The sequence below is a fragment of the Streptomyces fodineus genome (assembly GCF_001735805.1).
GTDB lineage: Bacteria > Actinomycetota > Actinomycetes > Streptomycetales > Streptomycetaceae > Streptomyces > Streptomyces fodineus.
Map to the genome: position 1 here is coordinate 3,007,183 of NZ_CP017248.1, position 17,467 is coordinate 3,024,649.

Annotated in this window: 11 protein-coding genes and 1 pseudogene; 2 read left to right on the forward strand and 10 right to left on the reverse strand. The window is 71.2% G+C overall.

Annotated features, from left to right (window positions below; all coding sequences use genetic code 11):
* Positions 1 to 25: 25 nt before the first annotated feature.
* Positions 26 to 577, reverse strand: a complete 552-nt coding sequence (nrdR, locus tag BFF78_RS12115; protein ID WP_069783537.1) for a transcriptional regulator NrdR — start codon at positions 575 to 577, stop codon at positions 26 to 28.
* A gap of 563 nt (positions 578 to 1,140) precedes the next feature.
* Here nrdR and lexA point away from each other — a divergent pair.
* Positions 1,141 to 1,920, forward strand: a complete 780-nt coding sequence (gene lexA / locus BFF78_RS12120) for a transcriptional repressor LexA (protein ID WP_055710152.1) — start codon at positions 1,141 to 1,143, stop codon at positions 1,918 to 1,920.
* A gap of 153 nt (positions 1,921 to 2,073) precedes the next feature.
* Here the strand turns inward: lexA and BFF78_RS12125 are convergent, their stop codons facing one another.
* The 4 genes and pseudogenes from BFF78_RS12125 to BFF78_RS12140 form a co-directional block, all read right to left on the reverse strand.
* Positions 2,074 to 4,065, reverse strand: coding sequence for an ATP-dependent DNA helicase (locus BFF78_RS12125; RefSeq protein ID WP_069778340.1), 1,992 nt, complete (start codon positions 4,063 to 4,065; stop codon positions 2,074 to 2,076).
* 331 nt (positions 4,066 to 4,396) lie between these two features.
* Positions 4,397 to 5,203 carry a GNAT family N-acetyltransferase gene (locus tag BFF78_RS12130; RefSeq protein WP_079161277.1) on the reverse strand — a complete coding sequence of 269 codons (807 nt, stop codon included), beginning with the start codon at positions 5,201 to 5,203 and terminating at the stop codon, positions 4,397 to 4,399.
* A gap of 68 nt (positions 5,204 to 5,271) precedes the next feature.
* Positions 5,272 to 7,227 (reverse strand): IucA/IucC family protein, encoded by a 1,956-nt coding sequence (locus tag BFF78_RS12135; RefSeq protein WP_069778341.1) that lies wholly within the window; start codon positions 7,225 to 7,227, stop codon positions 5,272 to 5,274.
* A gap of 211 nt (positions 7,228 to 7,438) precedes the next feature.
* Positions 7,439 to 8,871: pseudogene (locus BFF78_RS12140) on the reverse strand (diaminobutyrate--2-oxoglutarate transaminase family protein).
* Positions 8,872 to 9,265: 394 nt separating this feature from the next.
* On the opposite strand from BFF78_RS12140, the gene BFF78_RS12145 reads away from it, so the two are divergent.
* A complete protein-coding gene (locus BFF78_RS12145; protein WP_193433444.1) occupies positions 9,266 to 10,489 on the forward strand; it encodes a trypsin-like serine peptidase in 1,224 nt (407 codons plus the stop codon).
* Positions 10,490 to 10,582: 93 nt separating this feature from the next.
* On the opposite strand, the gene hflX is transcribed toward BFF78_RS12145, so the two are convergent.
* The 5 genes from hflX to dapF all read right to left on the reverse strand — a co-directional run bounded on the left by hflX (position 10,583) and on the right by dapF (position 17,393).
* On the reverse strand, positions 10,583 to 12,076 hold the full coding sequence (gene hflX, locus BFF78_RS12150; RefSeq protein ID WP_069778343.1) for a GTPase HflX: 1,494 nt from the start codon (positions 12,074 to 12,076) through the stop codon (positions 10,583 to 10,585).
* Between the two features lie 203 nt (positions 12,077 to 12,279).
* On the reverse strand, positions 12,280 to 13,854 hold the full coding sequence (locus BFF78_RS12155; protein ID WP_069778344.1) for a M1 family metallopeptidase: 1,575 nt from the start codon (positions 13,852 to 13,854) through the stop codon (positions 12,280 to 12,282).
* A gap of 117 nt (positions 13,855 to 13,971) precedes the next feature.
* The gene (locus tag BFF78_RS50125) at positions 13,972 to 14,316 is read right to left on the reverse strand and encodes an ACT domain-containing protein (RefSeq protein ID WP_418346654.1); all 345 of its coding nucleotides are present in this window, start codon (positions 14,314 to 14,316) and stop codon (positions 13,972 to 13,974) included.
* Positions 14,313 to 16,235 carry a RelA/SpoT family protein gene (locus tag BFF78_RS12160; RefSeq protein WP_418346655.1) on the reverse strand — a complete coding sequence of 641 codons (1,923 nt, stop codon included), beginning with the start codon at positions 16,233 to 16,235 and terminating at the stop codon, positions 14,313 to 14,315. Before BFF78_RS12160 ends, BFF78_RS50125 begins: the two co-directional genes overlap by 4 nt.
* A gap of 282 nt (positions 16,236 to 16,517) precedes the next feature.
* Entirely contained in the window at positions 16,518 to 17,393 is an 876-nt protein-coding gene (gene dapF / locus BFF78_RS12165) for a diaminopimelate epimerase (RefSeq protein ID WP_069778345.1), read from the reverse strand.
* Positions 17,394 to 17,467: the final 74 nt, after the last annotated feature.

Genomic DNA, 17,467 nt, shown 5'->3' on the forward strand with positions numbered 1-17,467 from the left:
CTCCTCCCGGTTTCCGGCCCGCCGGTCAGTCGGCGGCGTGGGCGGGCACGGGAACCTCAGTGGTCCCGCCGGGCCCGCGATCGTCTTCCTGACCCCCCGCCGCCGCGTCTTCCTCGTCCGCGACGGAGCCTCGCGTCGCCTCCCTCAGCTCCGCGATGGCGGCCTCGAAGTCCTCGAGCGAGTCGAACGCCCGGTAGACGGAGGCGAATCGCAGATAGGCGACGAGGTCGAGCTCCTGCAACGGGCCGAGTATGGCCAGACCCACGTCATGGGTGGTCAGCTCGGCACTTCCGGTGGCCCGCACCGCCTCCTCGACCCGCTGGCCGAGCTGGGCGAGTGCGTCCTCGGTGACAGGCCGCCCCTGGCACGCCTTGCGCACGCCGTTGATGACCTTGGTACGACTGAAAGGCTCGGTGACTCCGGACCGCTTGACCACCATGAGCGAGCACGTCTCCACGGTCGTGAAACGACGGGAGCAGTCGGGGCACTGGCGGCGCCTGCGGATCGACGTGCCGTCGTCGGTCGTACGGCTGTCGACCACGCGGCTGTCGGGGTGCCTGCAGAAGGGGCAGTGCATGATCTCCAACCCTCCTCACAGCAGACTCAATAGCCCCACGGGGCCCTTGGGCCCCTGAAGCAGCCCTAAGCATAGGCGATCGCGAAGCCGGTTCAGACCCGGGGGACCACAACTTGTGGGCTGCTGTAGCCATCCAACCACTACATGTGGGGATTGGCTCATACACCGAGGCAGACCTGCGTGTCGCGAAGGACCGGGGGCGACATCCGACATACCGGCGGACTCAGGGGACACGCGGGCGCAGAGCCGTATCGCTGTGGCACTTACGGAGATACCGTGGGCGCCGCACGGAGGACGCGTGGGACTCCGGCGCAGAAGGCACCCGGATCCCGGATGAGCGGGTTCCGGATGGCAGACTGGGGTGACGGCCCACGAGGTCGGCAACCCCGGCGGTGAAGAGTACAACAATGGGCGCTTTTGTCCGCCAGGTGGTGCGTCACCAATACACCCAGACACATGATCGCGTCAGGCGAATCGCACTTTTTCACTCGAACGTGTGTTTGGCGCAACCTTTCGAAAGCAACTACCGTTGTCCAGCAGGGAGACCATCGAGAGGGGCCGACGTGACCACCACCGCAGACAGTGCCACCATCACCGCCCAGGACCGCTCCCAGGGCCGAGTCGAGCCGGTACACGTGATGAACGAAGCCACGAATCCCGAGGGACACAAGCGCTCCCTGCCGGGCCGACCTCCAGGAATCCGGGCGGACAGCTCCGGACTCACCGACCGGCAGCGCCGCGTGATCGAAGTCATCCGTGACTCGGTGCAGCGACGCGGCTATCCGCCGTCGATGCGGGAGATCGGGCAGGCCGTCGGCCTCTCGAGCACCTCCTCGGTCGCGCATCAGCTGATGGCGCTGGAGCGCAAGGGCTTTCTGCGCCGCGACCCGCACCGCCCGCGCGCGTACGAGGTGCGCGGCTCGGACCAGGCCGTGACCGTGCAGCCCACGGACACCGCCGGCAAGCCCGCCGCGTCGTACGTCCCGCTGGTCGGCCGTATCGCCGCCGGTGGCCCCATCCTCGCGGAGGAGTCCGTCGAGGACGTCTTCCCACTCCCCCGCCAGCTCGTCGGCGACGGTGAACTGTTCGTCCTCAAGGTGGTCGGCGACTCCATGATCGAGGCCGCGATCTGCGACGGCGACTGGGTCACCGTGCGCCGCCAGCCGGTCGCCGAGAACGGTGACATCGTGGCGGCCATGCTCGACGGCGAAGCCACCGTCAAGCGCTTCAAGCGCGAGGACGGCCATGTCTGGCTCCTCCCTCACAACGCGGCCTACGAGCCGATCCCCGGCGACGACGCGACCATCCTGGGCAAGGTCGTCGCGGTGCTGCGGCGCGTGTGACGCCTGCGGCGGGCGGACCCTACGGCTGCTCGCTCCCTGACCGGGCCCCGGAACCCCTGCGCCGGTTCCGGGGTCCTACTGTGTCCAGGGGCGCTCCCCGGCGCCTTCGCATCGCGGGGTAGCCTGACCGGCGCCGGTCAGGCTACCCCGCGATCACTGTGCCTCGGCCGGCTGCGCTGCCGCCGCCTTCGCCGCCGCGTCGATGGCGGCGAGCGACTTGCGGACCTGGTTACGGTCCGTGGTGTACCAGAAGTCCGGCAGTGACGTCTTGAGATAGCCGCCGTACCGTGCCGTGGCCAGCCGCTGGTCCAGTACGGCGACCACGCCCCGATCCCCCGACGCACGGACGAGCCGGCCGGCACCCTGGGCCATGAGCAGGGCCGCGTGGGTGGCGGCCACCGCCATGAAGCCATTGCCGCCGGCGTCCTCCACCGCCTTCTGCCGGGCGCTCATCAAGGGGTCGTCGGGACGCGGGAACGGGATCTTGTCCATGACGACGAGCTGACAGCTGGGGCCGGGGACGTCGACGCCCTGCCACAGGGACAGGGTGCCGAACAGGCAGGTCTCAGGGTCGGCCGCGAAGTTCTTGATCAGCTCGCCGAGGGTCTCCTCGCCCTGGAGCAGGATCGGGAACTGGGGGATCCGGGAGCGCAGCTCCTCCGCCGCGAGCTGTGCGGCCCGCATGGACGAGAACAGCCCGAGCGTGCGGCCGCCGGCCGCCTGGATGAGTTCGGTCAGCTCGTCCAGCATGTCGGACCGCTCACCGTCACGGGCGGGGCGCGAGAGATGCTTGGCGACGTAGAGGATGCCCTGCCTCGGGTAGTCGAAGGGCGAACCGACATCGACGCCCTTCCACTTCGGCAGGTCCGCGCCCTCTGTGCCCTCGGGCCCCAGCCCCAGGGAGGCTCCGACGCCGTTGAAGTCGCCGCCCAGCTTGAGGGTCGCCGAGGTGAGGACGACGGCGCGGTCCGCGAACAGCTTCTCCCTGAGCAGTCCGGAGACCGACATGGGTGCGACCCGCAGGGACGCGCCGAAGCGGTCGTGCCGCTCATACCAGACGACGTCCCACTCCGAGCCGTTCAGCACCCGCTCCGCCACGTCGTGCACCGTCTCCACCGAGGCCAGTGCCTGCTTGCGCACCGCGTCCTCGTCCTGCACCGACTTGTCGCGCGTCGCGCCGATCGCGGAGATGACCGTACGGGCGGCGTCCCGCAGCGCCATCAGGGCATAGCCGAGGTCCTCCGGAATCTCCTCCAGGCGGCCCGGCAGGGCCAGCTCCATCAGCCGCTCGAAGCCCTCGGCGGCGGTCTGGAGCTGATCGGCGGCCTTCTCGTTGACGAGCTTGGCGGCGCGGCGCACCGCGCGATTGACCTGGCCGGGTGTGAGTTCGCCGGTCGCGACGCCGGTGACCCTGGAGACCAGCTCGTGGGCCTCGTCCACGATCAGCACCTCGTGCTGGGGCAGCACCGGCGCGCCCTCGATGGCGTCGATGGCGAGCAGCGCGTGGTTCGTGACCACGACCTCGGCGAGCTTGGCGCGCTCGCGGGCGGTCTCCGCGAAGCACTCGGCGCCGTACGCGCACTTCGACGCGCCCAGGCACTCCCGCGACGACACCGACACCTGCGCCCAGGCGCGGTCCGACACACCCGGAGTGAGATCGTCGCGGTCGCCGGTGTCGGTCTCGTCCGACCAGTCCCGCAGCCGCAGCAGGTCCTGGCCCAGCTTGCTGGTGGGCGCGGCGGCCTCGAACTGGTCGAAGAGACCGTCCTCCTCGTCCTGCGGCATGCCCTCGTGCAGTCGGTGCAGGCACAGATAGTTCGACCGGCCCTTGAGCATGGCGAACTCCGGGCGGCGGCGCAGCAGCGGGTGCAGGGCTTCGACCGTGCGCGGCAGATCGCGTTCCACCAGCTGGCGCTGGAGGGCGAGGGTGGCCGTCGCGACGACCACCCGTTCCCCGTGCGCGAGCGCCGGCACGAGATAGCCGAGCGACTTACCGGTGCCGGTGCCGGCCTGGACCAGCAGGTGGGATCCGTCGTCGATCGCCTCGGCGACCGCTTCGGCCATGGTCACCTGGCCGGGACGCTCCGTGCCGCCGACAGCGGTGACAGCGGCATGCAGGAGTTCGGGGAGTGAGGGCTTCGTCATAGCCCAACCACCCTACGACCCGGCACTGACAAACGGGCGATCAAGGCGAGGGAGGGAGGCGGGGACACGGCCGGGCTCCTGGGTGCGGTGGGGGGCGGAGGAAGGGGAGGGGCAAGCACTTGAACGGAGGCGGGGAGAGCGAGCGAGGTGTGGGTTGGCGGTGGGCAAGGCACCGAAGAGGAAGGGGGCGCACGGGTGCACGCAGCGGGATGTGGGGGCGCGCGGGCGGCACCACCGGCCGGTCGGAACCGGCTCGAAAATTTCTCGGATCGATGGGAACCCCCGACCGGCGCGAGCCGTTCACCAAATGTGCACGCGCCGTCACATGGCGCTACAACACATCGCGCAGGACCCGGTCCCGGATCATGAGGGCGGCCCGTTTGCCAGGCAGGTCGACCTCGTCCGCGAACCGGAAGCCGGCGCTCAGGAATGCTGCGACTGAGGGGGTGTTGCCAAGATCGGGTTCCGCTACGACCCGTGGGCACGCGGGGCGCCGGTCGAGGATCAGGTCGGCCACGGCTCGGAGCAGGGCGGATCCCAGCCCCCGCCCTCGATCCGCGGCTCCACCGACGAGGAGGTGGATCCCGGTGTCATGGGGACGGGCCGGGTAGTGGCGGGCCAGCGGATCCAGGTCTGCCCGGTAGATCTCCCAGTAGCTCATCGGCGTGCCGTCCAGTACGCCCAGACACGGCACGCTGCGTCCGTCGCCGCCGAGTTGACCGCGCAGGTGGTCCTCCATCCGGTTCCGGGGCCCGGCCAGCTCCCAGAACTCCGCGACGGCGGGGTCGTTCATCCAGCGATGGATGAGCGGCAGGTCCTCATCGATACGCACAGGCAGAAGTTGGAAGGAGCCGACAGGGGTGACCACGGAACCCCATGTGGGGAGTTGATCCAGAAGGTAGGCCGTCCCACCGGCGAAGAGCGCGAGGAAGTCGGCGGGCAGGTGCAGGTCCAGAGTGTCCTCGCAGTCCGCGTCGTCGTCCTCGATGGCGAACCCGGTGAAGGGGGTGCCCCGGGTGCCCGCGCTGTCCGCGCGGCGGCCCGCGGAGCCCCGGTGGACAGGGGCGCCGGTGTGGACGCGGGCGCCCGGATGATCGGGGCTGGAGGCGGGGCCGGCGTGCGCGTCGACGGGAGGCATGGTGCGCTCCTCTCAGGAGACGAGGTGGGTCATGTTCCTCGGAAGTGCGGGGAGGCGGGGCGATTCGCTCAGGAATGAAGGGGGTTGGCGATGGTGACGTAGACGGACTGGGTGTCGACCGGGCCGACGAGTTCATCGAGGCCGTGCAGCCGGGTCAGCAGGTTGGCCTTGCAGCGCAGGACGGGTGAGTCGAGCAGGCGGCGGGGCAGGGAGCTGCGCAGTGCGGTGGGCCCTGCGGCGGCGTCGGTGAGGAAACGGCGGAAGGCCGCGAGGAGGAGTCGTTCGTCGGCGAGGCGCTGGGAGCCGAAGGCTCCGATCAGACCGAACACGTTGTTGATGGCGAGGTAGTAGGCGAAGCGTTCGTCGGTCACCTCGTCGGAGACGAAGGTGTCGCTGCGCTCACCGATTCCGGGCAGCCGGGCATCCAGTTCGGCTCGCCGGGACTCGCGGAAGTAGTAGCCCTGGTTGTCGCGGTAGCGGCCGCCGGCGGGCCAGCCGTCGCCGTCGAGCAGGAGCAGGGTGTTCTGCTGGTGGGATTCGAGGGCGATGCCGGCCTCGCTGTCCAGCCAGAGCACGGGACGGACGACCTGCTCCAGGTACCGGAGGAACCACTCCGCGGCAACGGTCCCGACGGGGCGGCCGGTGCGTGCGGCGAGCCGCGCCACGAGCCGGCCCAGCCGGGAGGTCATGGGCCAGGCGGTCCGCTGGGGCGAGGAGTTGCCGCCGGGATCGGGGGCGGGCCGGGGCGAGACGAGCCCGGCGACGCAGGCGACGTCGTCGGTCGGGGCGAACGGGTTGTGCCTGATCACCACGTCGAGTCCGGGCACGGGCCGACCGTCCGCGTCGTCGACGGCGAGCCAGGCCGGGTCGCGGACGATGTCGTAGCAGGGGTGTGCGGCCTGCCATTGCTTGAACAGGCCGGTGCGCAACAGCCGGTGCACCTCGACTCCGCGATGGAGTTCCTTGCGCAGGTTCTCGCGGCGGGAGTTGGTGATGCGCAGGCCCAGCGACAGCTTGAGCATCGCGGGGGCGCCTGTGCGGTGAACGGTGCGTACGGAGGAGGTGGGACACCAGCCGGTACCGGCAGGGCCGAGGTCGCGAAGGAGGCCGGAGTCGAGCAGGGCGGCGACCGGGGCGCGGTGGCGCAGCTCGCGGGCCTGCCACGGGTGCAGAGGGAGGGCGGCGTAGCCGTCGGGCAGAGGGAGGGCGGTTTCGGCGAGGCGCCGGGTGAGGTGGTCGGCGGGGACGGAACGGCCGCGCTCGGTCCAGGCCGAGTCGGTTGCGAGAAGGGAGGGAGCGACAGCCATCCAGTGCAGCGGAAAGGAGCCGCGCAGCTCGGGTGAGTACAGGCGGGTTTCGGCCTCGGTGAGGCCCTCCCGGCTCTTGGGGGTCGGATGCAGGGGGTGCCCGAGGAGGAGAGCCTGCTCGGCGGAGAGGAAGAGGTCCGCCCCGTCGGTGGGGTGCTCACGCCGGTCGCGGATGAAGGTGGCGGTGCGGCGAAGGGAGTCGGCCACCCTGGCCACGAGATCTCCGTCGTCGCCGTGACCGGCGGTGCTGGGGGCCTGGGTGCCTGAGACGCTGTCCGTGTCGTCCACGGTCTCCCGGGCGAGCAGCGCTGCCAAGGTGACGGCGTCGACGGCAGGGGCGGCCTCGGGGGCGTTGGTCAGGCGTGGTGGACCGAACCGGTGCAGGCCCGTCGGCGACCAGTAGCGGACCGGCACGAGCAGAGAGGTGCCGCTGGCCGGCAGCGGGACGCGGAGGGTGCCGCTGGTGGGGGCGGCGAGGTCGGTCTCGCGTACCCAGCACCGCAACAGGTTCTCCACGGCGGCGGCCTGGGCCGCGGTGCACGGGTCGGGGTGTTCCAGCAGGTCGGCGCCGGGCTCGGTCACTCGGACGAGATCCGCGGTGCGCCTCTTCTGCTGGGGAACCGACTCGGCGAGCGGCACGGGAGAGGCCGGGATGCCGGAGTCTCCCTGTTCGTCGGGAGCGCCGGAGCTGCCGTCGGGAGTGGGAGTGGCGTTCATGACGGCTCCTTGGGGCTGGCTGGGCTGGTGCGGGAGCGGGTGCGTCAGGGGGCACCTGGTTTCCTGCCGGGTCCGGGTTCCCATGGGCGCCACCCATGTGACCGTCGTCGCCGTGTGCGGGTGGTCCTGGTGGGCGGTGGCTCCGTCGGCGGGTGCGGGTGGGCCCGGCGGTGGGGTGGGGCGGGTGGGCCCGGTGGGGCGGGTGCGGGCCTCAACCCGTGCGCTGGGCAGGGTCGTGGTCCGGGCTGGGATGGGGGCCGTGCTTCTCGTGGGTGCGGGCCGCCGCTGCCACCGCGTCCGCCAGGCGGTCCAGAACGGCCGCTGCCTGCTCGTCGCTGATCGTGAGCGGGGGAAGCAGCCGGACCACGGCCGAGTGCCGGCCGCCGAGTTCGACGATCAGTCCGCGCTCGAGGCACTCCCGCTGGACGGCCAGGGCGAGTTCGGGGCGGCCGGGTGCGGAGTGCGGGAGGGCTCCGGGTCGGTGGGGATGGAGTGGTCGCCGGGCTCGGCGCACGCGCCTTCCGGGTTCACCAGCTCGACCCCGATCATCAGCCCACGCCCGCGCACCTCGCCTACGCAGGCGAATGTATCGGCCAGTTCACCGAGTTGGCGGAGCATGTGGGAGCCGAGGGCGGCGGCGCGTTCGGCGAGGCCGTTCTCCCGGACGTAGGTGAGGGTCGCCGTGCCCGCGGCCATGGCGAGCTGGTTGCCCCGGAAGGTTCCCGCGTGGGCGCCGGGTTGCCAGACGTCGAGATCGTCGCGGTAGACGATCACGGCCAGCGGGAGGCTGCCGCCGATGGCCTTGGACAGGACCATGACGTCGGGGGTGATGCCGCTGTGGTCGACGGCCCAGAAGGCGCCCGTCCTGCCGACTCCGGTCTGGATCTCGTCGGCGATCAGGGGGATGGACCGGTCGGCGGTGAGCTGCCGCATACGGCGCAGCCAGTCGTCCGGCCCGGGAATCACCCCGCCCTCGCCCTGGACGGGTTCGAGGATCAGCCCGGCGGGCAGCGGCACGCCGGACTGGGGATCGTCGAGGAGGGACTGGGTCCAGCGGGCGGCGAGTTCGGCGCCGCGTGGACCGCCGACGCCGAAGGGACAGCGGTAGTCCTGCGGATAGGGCAGGCGGGCGACCTGGACGTCACGGGCACCGCCGGAGGCGGCCAGGGCGCCGGCGGTCATGCCGTGGTAGGCGCCGGTGAAGGCGAGGATGCCGGCGCGGCCGGTCGCGGCCCGGACCAGTTTGAGGGCGGCCTCGACGGCGTCGGTACCGGCCGGTCCGCAGAACTGGACCCGCGCACGGTCGGCGAGTCCGGGCGGGAGGGTGCGGAACAGCTCGGTGATGAAGGCGTCCTTGACCGGCGTCGCCAGGTCGAGGACGGAGAGGGGAGCGCCGGAGTCGAGGACCCTGCGGATGGCTTCCAGCACGACCGGATGGTTGTGGCCGAGGGCGAGCGTGCCCGCTCCGGAGAGACAGTCCAGATAGCGGCGGCCGTCGGCGCCCTCGATGGTCAGCCCGCGCGCCCGCACCGGGACGATGGGCAGGGCCCGGGCATAGGTGCGGGCGGACGACTCACGCGCCGACTGGCGTCTGAGGATCCCCTCGTGCACGGCACGCGCTTCCCCGTGCGTGCCTCCAGCCATCGACTCCGTAACGGCCACGGCTCGCTGTCCTCCCGCTGTCCAGAGTCGAGTTGATCCACGGGGACCGGGTACAGGCAGCTGGCCCCCCACCGCTACAACCGTGGACCGTTCGACGGGTTACGGGTTGACACAAGATCATTTCCAGGATGGCGGGATGGCATGTGCGGCGGTAGCGGTGAACGGGCCTCAAATCGGGCAATCTATGGATGACTGGCCAGGTCAGACGGCTTGTAGCCGAACCGTTGCCGTTCCATCGGAAGTCCCCCACAGCGAGCGCATAGTGTGTGTTGCCGTTCCTAGACGGCCGTGAGGCCGGCATGAACTCCCCATGAGTTCCATGCCCGGTGGCACGGCCGAAGCGCCAAGTACCTTCACCACAGGGGGATTCACCAGCATGCGATCCACACGGCCGTCGGTCACCGTTCGGCGCGGGAGGGGCCCCCGCCGTACCTCCCCCACAGTGGCGGCGGTCGCCCTCGCCTCGGCGCTGGCGCTGACCGCCACCGCCTGCAACGGCGACGACAACGCCGATGCCAAGCCGAGCGCTTCAGCGACCGTGGCCGGCACCGGCGACGGAAAGATCAGGATCCCGGACGACCTCAAGCAGAAGCTCAAGGCACACGGGATCGACATCGACAAGTGGAAGAACGGCGCCTGGAAGAACTGGAACAAGCAGGACTGGCTGCGCGAGGCCAACGACTTCATCAACCCGATCATCAAGGGCCTGTGGGACCCGAACCGGATGCGGCACGCCAACGACCCGAACAAGGGCGTCCACGACAACGACATCTCCGGTGACCAGGGCGTGACGGACCCGACCCCGCAGCCGGTGAAGGCGCAGGCGGTGGCGACGCCGTACCACACCAACGCGGCCACCTCGGGCAAGGTGTTCTTCGACTCCCCCGAGGGGCACATGGTGTGCTCGGGCACGGTGGTGGAGGACCCGGCGCACCCGGGCAAGTCCAACCTGGTCTGGACGGCGGGTCACTGTGTGCACGCCGGCAAGAAGGGCGGCTGGTACCGCAACATGGCCTTCGTGCCGTCGTACAACAACTCGGGCAAGTCGGCCGACCAGCTGCAGAACGCCAGCAGGTCCGAGATCGCCCCGTACGGCGTCTGGTGGGCCGATGCGGCGAAGACCTCGCAGCAGTGGATCGACCAGGGCGGTGAGACCGGCGGCAACGGTGCCTCGTACGACTACGCGGTGATCCATGTGACGCCGGAGCAGGGCGGCAGCGGCAAGTCGCTGGAGGAGACGGTCGGCGGGGCACTGCCGGTGAACTTCGACGCCCCGGCGGTGCCGAAGGTCAGCAGCATCACCGCCTCCGGCTACCCGGAGGCGGCTCCGTTCGACGGTCAGCTGCTCTACCAGTGCAAGGACAAGCCGGGCCGGCTGTCCATCAACAAGGCGGACCCGACGATGTACCGGATCGGGTGCACGATGACGGCCGGCTCCTCCGGCGGTGGCTGGGTGGAGACGGGGTCCGACGGCAAGCCGGCGCTCGTTTCCAACACCTCGATCGGTCCGGTGACTTCGGGGTGGCTGGCCGGTCCGCGGTTCGGTGACGTGGCCAAGGGTGTGTACCAGTCGGTGAGCAAGAAGTTCGCCGGGCAGTAAGAGAGCCGCATATCGATACGGCCCCGCGCCCCTGAAAGGGAGCGCGAAAGGCCCGCCCCTGGAAAAGGGGGCGGGCCTTTCGTACAGCCGTGGTCAGGCCGCCGACGCGGGTGCGTAGGGTGCCAGGTCCGCCGCCAGTTCCTCGTGCACCCGGACCTTGAGCAGGGTGCCCTCCGCGGTGTGCTCCTCGGAGATCACCTCGCCCTCGGTGTGGGCGCGGGCGACGAGCTTGCCGTGCGTGTACGGCACGAGCACCTCGATCTCGACCGAGGGGCGCGGCAGATCGTTGTCGATCAGGGCGATCAGTTGGTCGATGCCCCGGCCCGTGCGGGCCGAGACGGCGATCGAGCGCTTCTCGACCCTGAGCAGCCGCTGGAGGACCAGCGGGTCGGCCGCGTCCGCCTTGTTGATCACGACGATCTCGGGCACGTCGGTGGCGCCGACGTCCCGGATCACCTCGCGCACGGCGGCGAGCTGCTCCTCCGGGTTCGGGTGCGAGCCGTCCACCACGTGCAGGATCAGGTCGGAGTCACCGACCTCCTCCATGGTGGAGCGGAACGCCTCGACCAGGTGGTGCGGCAGGTGGCGTACGAAGCCGACGGTGTCCGCCAGCGTGTACAGCCGGCCGCTCGGGGTCTCCGCCCGGCGGACGGTCGGGTCCAGGGTCGCGAACAGGGCGTTCTCGACCAGGACGCCGGCGCCGGTGAGGCGGTTGAGCAGGGAGGACTTGCCGGCGTTGGTGTAGCCCGCGATGGCGACGGACGGCACCTTGTTGCGCCGGCGCTCCTGGCGCTTGATCTCGCGGCCGGTCTTCATCTCCGCGATCTCCCGGCGCATCTTCGCCATCTTCTCGCGGATCCGCCGCCGGTCCGTCTCGATCTTGGTCTCACCGGGACCGCGGGTGGCGAGACCGCCGCCCTTGCCGCCGCCCATCTGGCGGGACAGCGACTGACCCCAGCCGCGCAGCCTCGGCAGCATGTACTGCATCTGTGCGAGCGCGACCTGCGCCTTGCCCTCGCGGGACTTGGCGTGCTGGGCGAAGATGTCCAGGATCAGGGCCGTACGGTCGATGACCTTGACCTTGACGACGTCCTCCAGCTGGATCAGCTGGCCGGGGCTCAGCTCACCGTCGCAGATGACGGTGTCCGCGCCCGTTTCGATCACGATGTCGCGCAGCTCCTGGGCCTTGCCGGAGCCGATGTAAGTGGCCGCGTCGGGCTTGTCGCGGCGCTGGATGACGCCGTCGAGCACGAGCGCGCCCGCGGTCTCGGCGAGGGCGGCCAGCTCCGCGAGGGAGTTGTCGGCGTCCTGCGCGGTGCCGGTGGTCCACACCCCGACGAGCACGACCCGCTCCAGGCGGAGCTGGCGGTACTCGACCTCGGTGACGTCCTCCAGCTCGGTGGACAGGCCCACGACACGGCGCAGCGCCGCGCGCTCGGAGCGGTCGAACTGGTCGCCGTCCCGCTCGCCGTCGATCTCGTAGCTCCAGGCGACGTCCTCTTCCATCAGGGCATCGGCCCGAAGACCCTCGGGATAGGCGTGCGCGAGGCGCTTGGTGTCCTGGGAAGGGGAAGAAGAGGAGGTCATTGGATCCTTACGTCGATGGGATGCCGTTACGGCGTCGGTGCCGCGGTCCTGCGGGACCGCTCATGATGTCAACGCGCGAGTACCCCGGGAGATTCCCGTGTCCGCTCTCGCGCCGCCCCGAAGCGCCGACCCGAAGATGGTCGCACGAGGCGGCACGTCTCGTCACCGTGTTATCGCCCGCCGCGCCGCCCGCGGTCCCGGCGTCACCGGGTGCCGCGGGGCCTCGCGGCCCCGGCCCCGCGCGCGCTGCGGCGTCCCTGGTGACCTGCGGACTTGGCAGCCGCCTGCGGCTTCCAGTCCGGGTGGCCGGGCATCGGCGGGGTCTTCTCGCCGTACAGCCAGCCCTGGAGGAAGCCGCTCAGGTCGCGGCCGGCGACCGTGGAGGCTAGTTCGACGAAGTCGGCGGTGGTGGCGGTGGAGTCCCGGTGGGTACGGACCCAGGCCCGCTCCAGCCGCTCGAAGGCCGGCCGGCCGATCTCTTGTCTCAGGGCGTAGAGGACGAGCGCGGCGCCGTCGTAGATGTTGGGCCGGAAGATGCTGATCTTCTGGCCGGGGTCGGGCGCCTTGGGCAGGGCGGGCGGGCCGCCGGCCGCGCGCCAGCGGTCGGAGGCGCGGTACGCCGCCTTCATGCGGTCCTCCATGGGCCGGTGCGCGTGCTCCTCGGCGTACAGCTGCTCGTACCAGGTGGCATGCCCCTCGTTCAGCCAGACGTCGGACCAGGTGCGGGGGCTGACACTGTCGCCGAACCACTGGTGGGACAGCTCGTGCACCATGATCGACTCGATGTACCACTTGGGGTAGGCCGGCTCGGTGAACAGGTCCTTCTCGAAGAGCGAGAGGGTCTGGGTCTCCAGCTCGAAGCCCGTCGAGGCCTGCGCCATGAGCACGCCATAGGTCTCGAACGGGTACCGGCCGACCTTGCTCTCCATCCAGGCGATCTGCTCGGGCGTCTTGGCGAGCCACGGTTCGACGGCCTTGGCGGCGGAGCCGGGCACGACGTCGCGCAGCGACAGCCCGTGCGGTCCCTCCCGGCGCAGCACGGCGGAGCGGCCGATGGAGACCTGGGCGAGTTCGCTGGCCATGGGGTGCTGGGTGCGGTAGGTCCAGGTGGTGGCGCGGCCGGCCCGCACCGCTCCGGCCGGCAGACCGTTCGCGACGACGGTGTAGCCGTTCGGGGCGGTGACGTGGAACGTGAACATCGCCTTGTCGGACGGGTGGTCGTTGCACGGGAAGACCAGGTGGGCGGCGTCGGCCTGGTTGGCCATGGCGAGACCGTCGGAGGTGCGCACCCAGCCGCCGTCCTGGCCCTTGGCGCCGACGGGATCGCTGGTGTGCCGCACCGTGATCCGGGTCCAGCTGCCCTCGCGCAGGGGGTGGTCCGGGGTGACGACCAGGTCCTCGCCGGCGCTGGTGAAGTCCGCGGGCCGCCCGTCGACCTCGACGGACTGCACGCTGCCGCGCGCGAAGTCGAGGTTGATCCGGTCCAGGTCGGCGGTGGTCCAGGCGTTGATGGTGGTGACGGCCTTCAGCGGCTTGTCGTTGGTGCCCGGATAGGTCAGGGACACGTCGTACGACGCCACGTCGTAGCCCGGGTTGCCGAGGAACGGGAAGAGCCGGTCGCCGATGCCCAGGGGCGCGGGCGGGGCCGCGGCGGCGAGGAGGCAGACGGAGACGGCGGAGGCAAGCAGGGCCGCCTTCCGGTGCCAGGAGATCCGGGGCCGGCTCCGGGTCTGGCACTGGGAGGGGACGCGGGGGTTGATGCGGGGGGTGAGCAGCATGCATCACCGCTACCAGTGCGCTCCCGCGCTACGACGGCGACGCGCGCCCGGCGCACCCGAACGGGTCCGGGTCCGGGGGCCTTCTGAATCAAGGCCCCTCCTCACGCCCCGCGTTCGTCACAAGGCCGGAGCCTGGTGCTGGGCGCGGGAGACGTCGTACACACCGGGGACGTCCCGCATCGCGCGCATCAGGGCCGGGAGGTGGGCCGCGTCGGGGAGTTGGAGGGTGTACGTGTGCCGTACCCGCTGCTGGCTGGGCGGTTCCACGGTCGCCGAGACGATGTCGGCTCCTGCCGAGGAGATCGCCTCGGTGAGGTCGGCGAGGAGATGGGGGCGGCCGAACGATTCAGCGACCAGTGTGACCCGGCACTCGGTGGTGTCCCCCCAGCGCACGCCGATCTCCGCGCGCCCCCGGCCCTTCATGTGCACCACCGCGGCGCACTCCACCCGGTGCACGGTCACCACTCCCCCGCGTACCGCGAAGCCGGTGATCTCGTCCGGCGGGACGGGCGTGCAGCAGCCCGCGAGCCGTACGGCGGCTCCCGGCCGGTCCACGGCCTCGGCCCCCGGGGCCGGGCCGCGGGGGCGCCCCCGGCGTCGACGCGACTCGTGGCGGAGAGGCCCTCGGCGGCTTCGGCGTGCCCGGCGGAGCCGGTGTCCTCGGCCGGTGCGGCGCGCCGCGCGGGGGTCGTGCCCTCGGTGAACTCGGCGCGTGTGCCGGTCATCTCCTCGGTCTCGGTGCCGCCGCCGGGATGCGTCGCCAGCCAGCGCTGGATGGCGATGCGGGCGGCCGGGGTGTGGGCGTGCTCCAGCCATTCGCGGGAGGGCTCGGAGGCGGGGTCCTGGCCCATGAGGAGCTGGACCGTGTCGCCGTCCTTCAGGACGGTGCTGAGGGTGGCCAGACGGCCGTTGACGCGGGCGCCGATGCAGGCGTGGGCGTCCTCGCCGTACTGGGCGTAGGCGGCGTCCACGCAGGTGGCGCCCTCGGGCAGGCCGAGCGTGCCGCCGTCGGGGCGGAAGACGGTGATCTCGCGGTCCTGGGCGAGGTCCTCGCGCAGGGTGGACCAGAAGGTGTCGGGGTCGGGCGCGGCCTGCTGCCAGTCGAGGAGGCGGGAGAGCCAGCCGGGGCGGGTGGGGTCGGCGCGCTCGCCGTCGCCTGGGGCGTCGGAGGCAGGAGCGTCGGAGGCGGGGGCGTACGGATTGCCGAGGGCGACGACGCCGGCCTCGGCGACCTTGTGCATCTGGTGGGTGCGGATGAGGACTTCGACGACCTGGCCGTCGGTGCGGGCGACGGCGGTGTGCAGCGACTGGTACAGGTTGAACTTCGGTACGGCGATGAAGTCCTTGAACTCCGAGACGACCGGCGTCATACAGGTGTGCAGTTCGCCGAGGACGCCGTAACAGTCGGCGTCCTCGTTCACCAGCACGAGCAGGCGGCCGAAGTCGGTGCCGCGCAGCCGGCCGCGTTTGCGGGCCACGCGGTGGACGGAGACGAAGTGCCGGGGACGGATGAGGACTTCGGCGGGGATGCCGGCCTCGCGCAGCACCCCGCGCATCTCCTCGGCGACCTCGGCGAGGGGATCGCCCCGGCGGGCGGCGTTCTGGACGATGAGTTCGCGGGTGTGCTCGTACTCCTCGGGGTGGAGGATGGCGAAGACCAGGTCCTCCATCTCGGTCTTCAGGGCCTGCACGCCGAGGCGTTCGGCGAGCGGGATGAGGACGTCGCGGGTGACCTTGGCGATCCGCTCCTGTTTCTCCGGGCGCATCACGCCGAGGGTGCGCATGTTGTGCAGGCGGTCGGCGAGTTTGATCGACATCACGCGCACGTCGCTGCCGGTGGCGACGAGCATCTTGCGGAAGGTCTCCGGCTCGGCGGCGGCTCCGTAGTCGACCTTCTCCAGTTTCGTGACGCCGTCGACCAGATAACGAACCTCCTCGCCGAACTGTTCCCGCACCTGATCGAGCGTCACCTCGGTGTCCTCGACGGTGTCGTGGAGCAGAGAGGCCGTCAAGGTCGTGGTCTCGGCGCCGAGTTCGGCGAGGATCAGGGTCACGGCGAGCGGATGGGTGATGTACGGCTCACCGCTCTTGCGCATCTGGCCGCGGTGCGAGGACTCCGCGAGGACGTAGGCGCGGCGCAGCGGGTCGAGGTCCGCGTCGGGGTGGTGGGCGCGGTGCGCCTCCACGACATGGCCGATGGCGTCGGGCAGTTTGCCGCGGACGGCGGGGCCGAGCAGCGCGGCGCGGCCGAGCCTGCGCAGGTCGATCCGGGCCCGGGACTTTCTGCGGTCCGCCCGGGGCGCCGCGGGGGCGGTGGCCGCAGCGGACGCCGCGGGCACTACCGGGCCAGGGGTCGCAGGGTTCGTGGCCTCCGCACTCATGGGCACCTCCGGCTCGTGAACCGGCGGACGGGGCCCAGGGTGTACGCGGCTCAGGGTGCGCGGCGTTCCCCCGTCCGTGCCGGTGCTTGATGCTACCGAGCCCACGGCGTGCGACCGACCGCCTCTGGCCGAGCGTGAAACGGATCACCCATTCGAGCGACGAAACGGAGGTTTAGGATTTGCGCCAGATGCCCTGGGGTCGTCCGCGGTTTCGAACGCACCACTACACCGGAAACGGCTGATCCAGGGTCAGGAGGACGCCCGTGTCGTCATTTCGACGGGTCAGCCGACGGCGTTTTCCAGCCATTCGCCATCGATCTCGCCCTCGGCGACGATGACCGCGGGTCCGGTCATCTCGATCTCGCCGTCGGGCCGTTCGGTGATGACCAGGCGTCCGCCGGGCAGGTCGACGGTGTACGTGGTCGGCGTACCGGTGACGGCAGGGTCGGCGCCGTCGCGCCGGGCGGCGGCCACGGCGACGGCGCACGCGCCCGTGCCGCACGAGCGGGTCTCGCCGGAGCCGCGCTCGTGCACGCGCATGGCGACGTGGCGGGGGCCGCGGTCGACGACGAACTCGACGTTGACGCCGTCGGGGTAGGCGGCGGCCGGGCTGAACGGCGGCGGGTCGTACAGGGTGCCGGCGTCCGCGAGGTCGCCGACGAAGGCGACGGCGTGCGGGTTGCCCATGTTCACGTTGCGCGCGGCCCAGCTGCGCTCGCCCACACTCACCGTCACCTCGCCCTCCGGCAGGCGGGCACGGCCCATGCCGACGGTGATGTCACCGTTCTTCGCGATGTGGACGGTCTTCACGCCCGCGCGCGTGGCGATCGCGAGATCGCCTTCGCCCACATGTCCGGCGTGCTGGAGGTAGCGCGCGAACACACGGACGCCGTTGCCGCACATCTCGGCGACCGAGCCGTCGCCGTTGCGGTAGTCCATGAACCACTCGGCCTCGGCCGCCATCGGCTTCGCCTCCGGGTGCGCGGCCGAGCGCACCACGTGCAGCACCCCGTCGCCGCCGATGCCCGCCCGGCGGTCGCACAGGACGGCGACGGCGGCCGGGGTCAGGTCGAGGGCGTTCTCCGGGTCCGGGACGATCACGAAGTCGTTCTCGGTGCCGTGGCCCTTGAGGAAGGGGGTGCGCGTGCGGGTGGTCATTCTTCGATCGTAAGCGACGGCAGTACTCACACCGCGGGCCGGTTGTGGTTGCTCACGCCCGCGCGGCCGTGGCC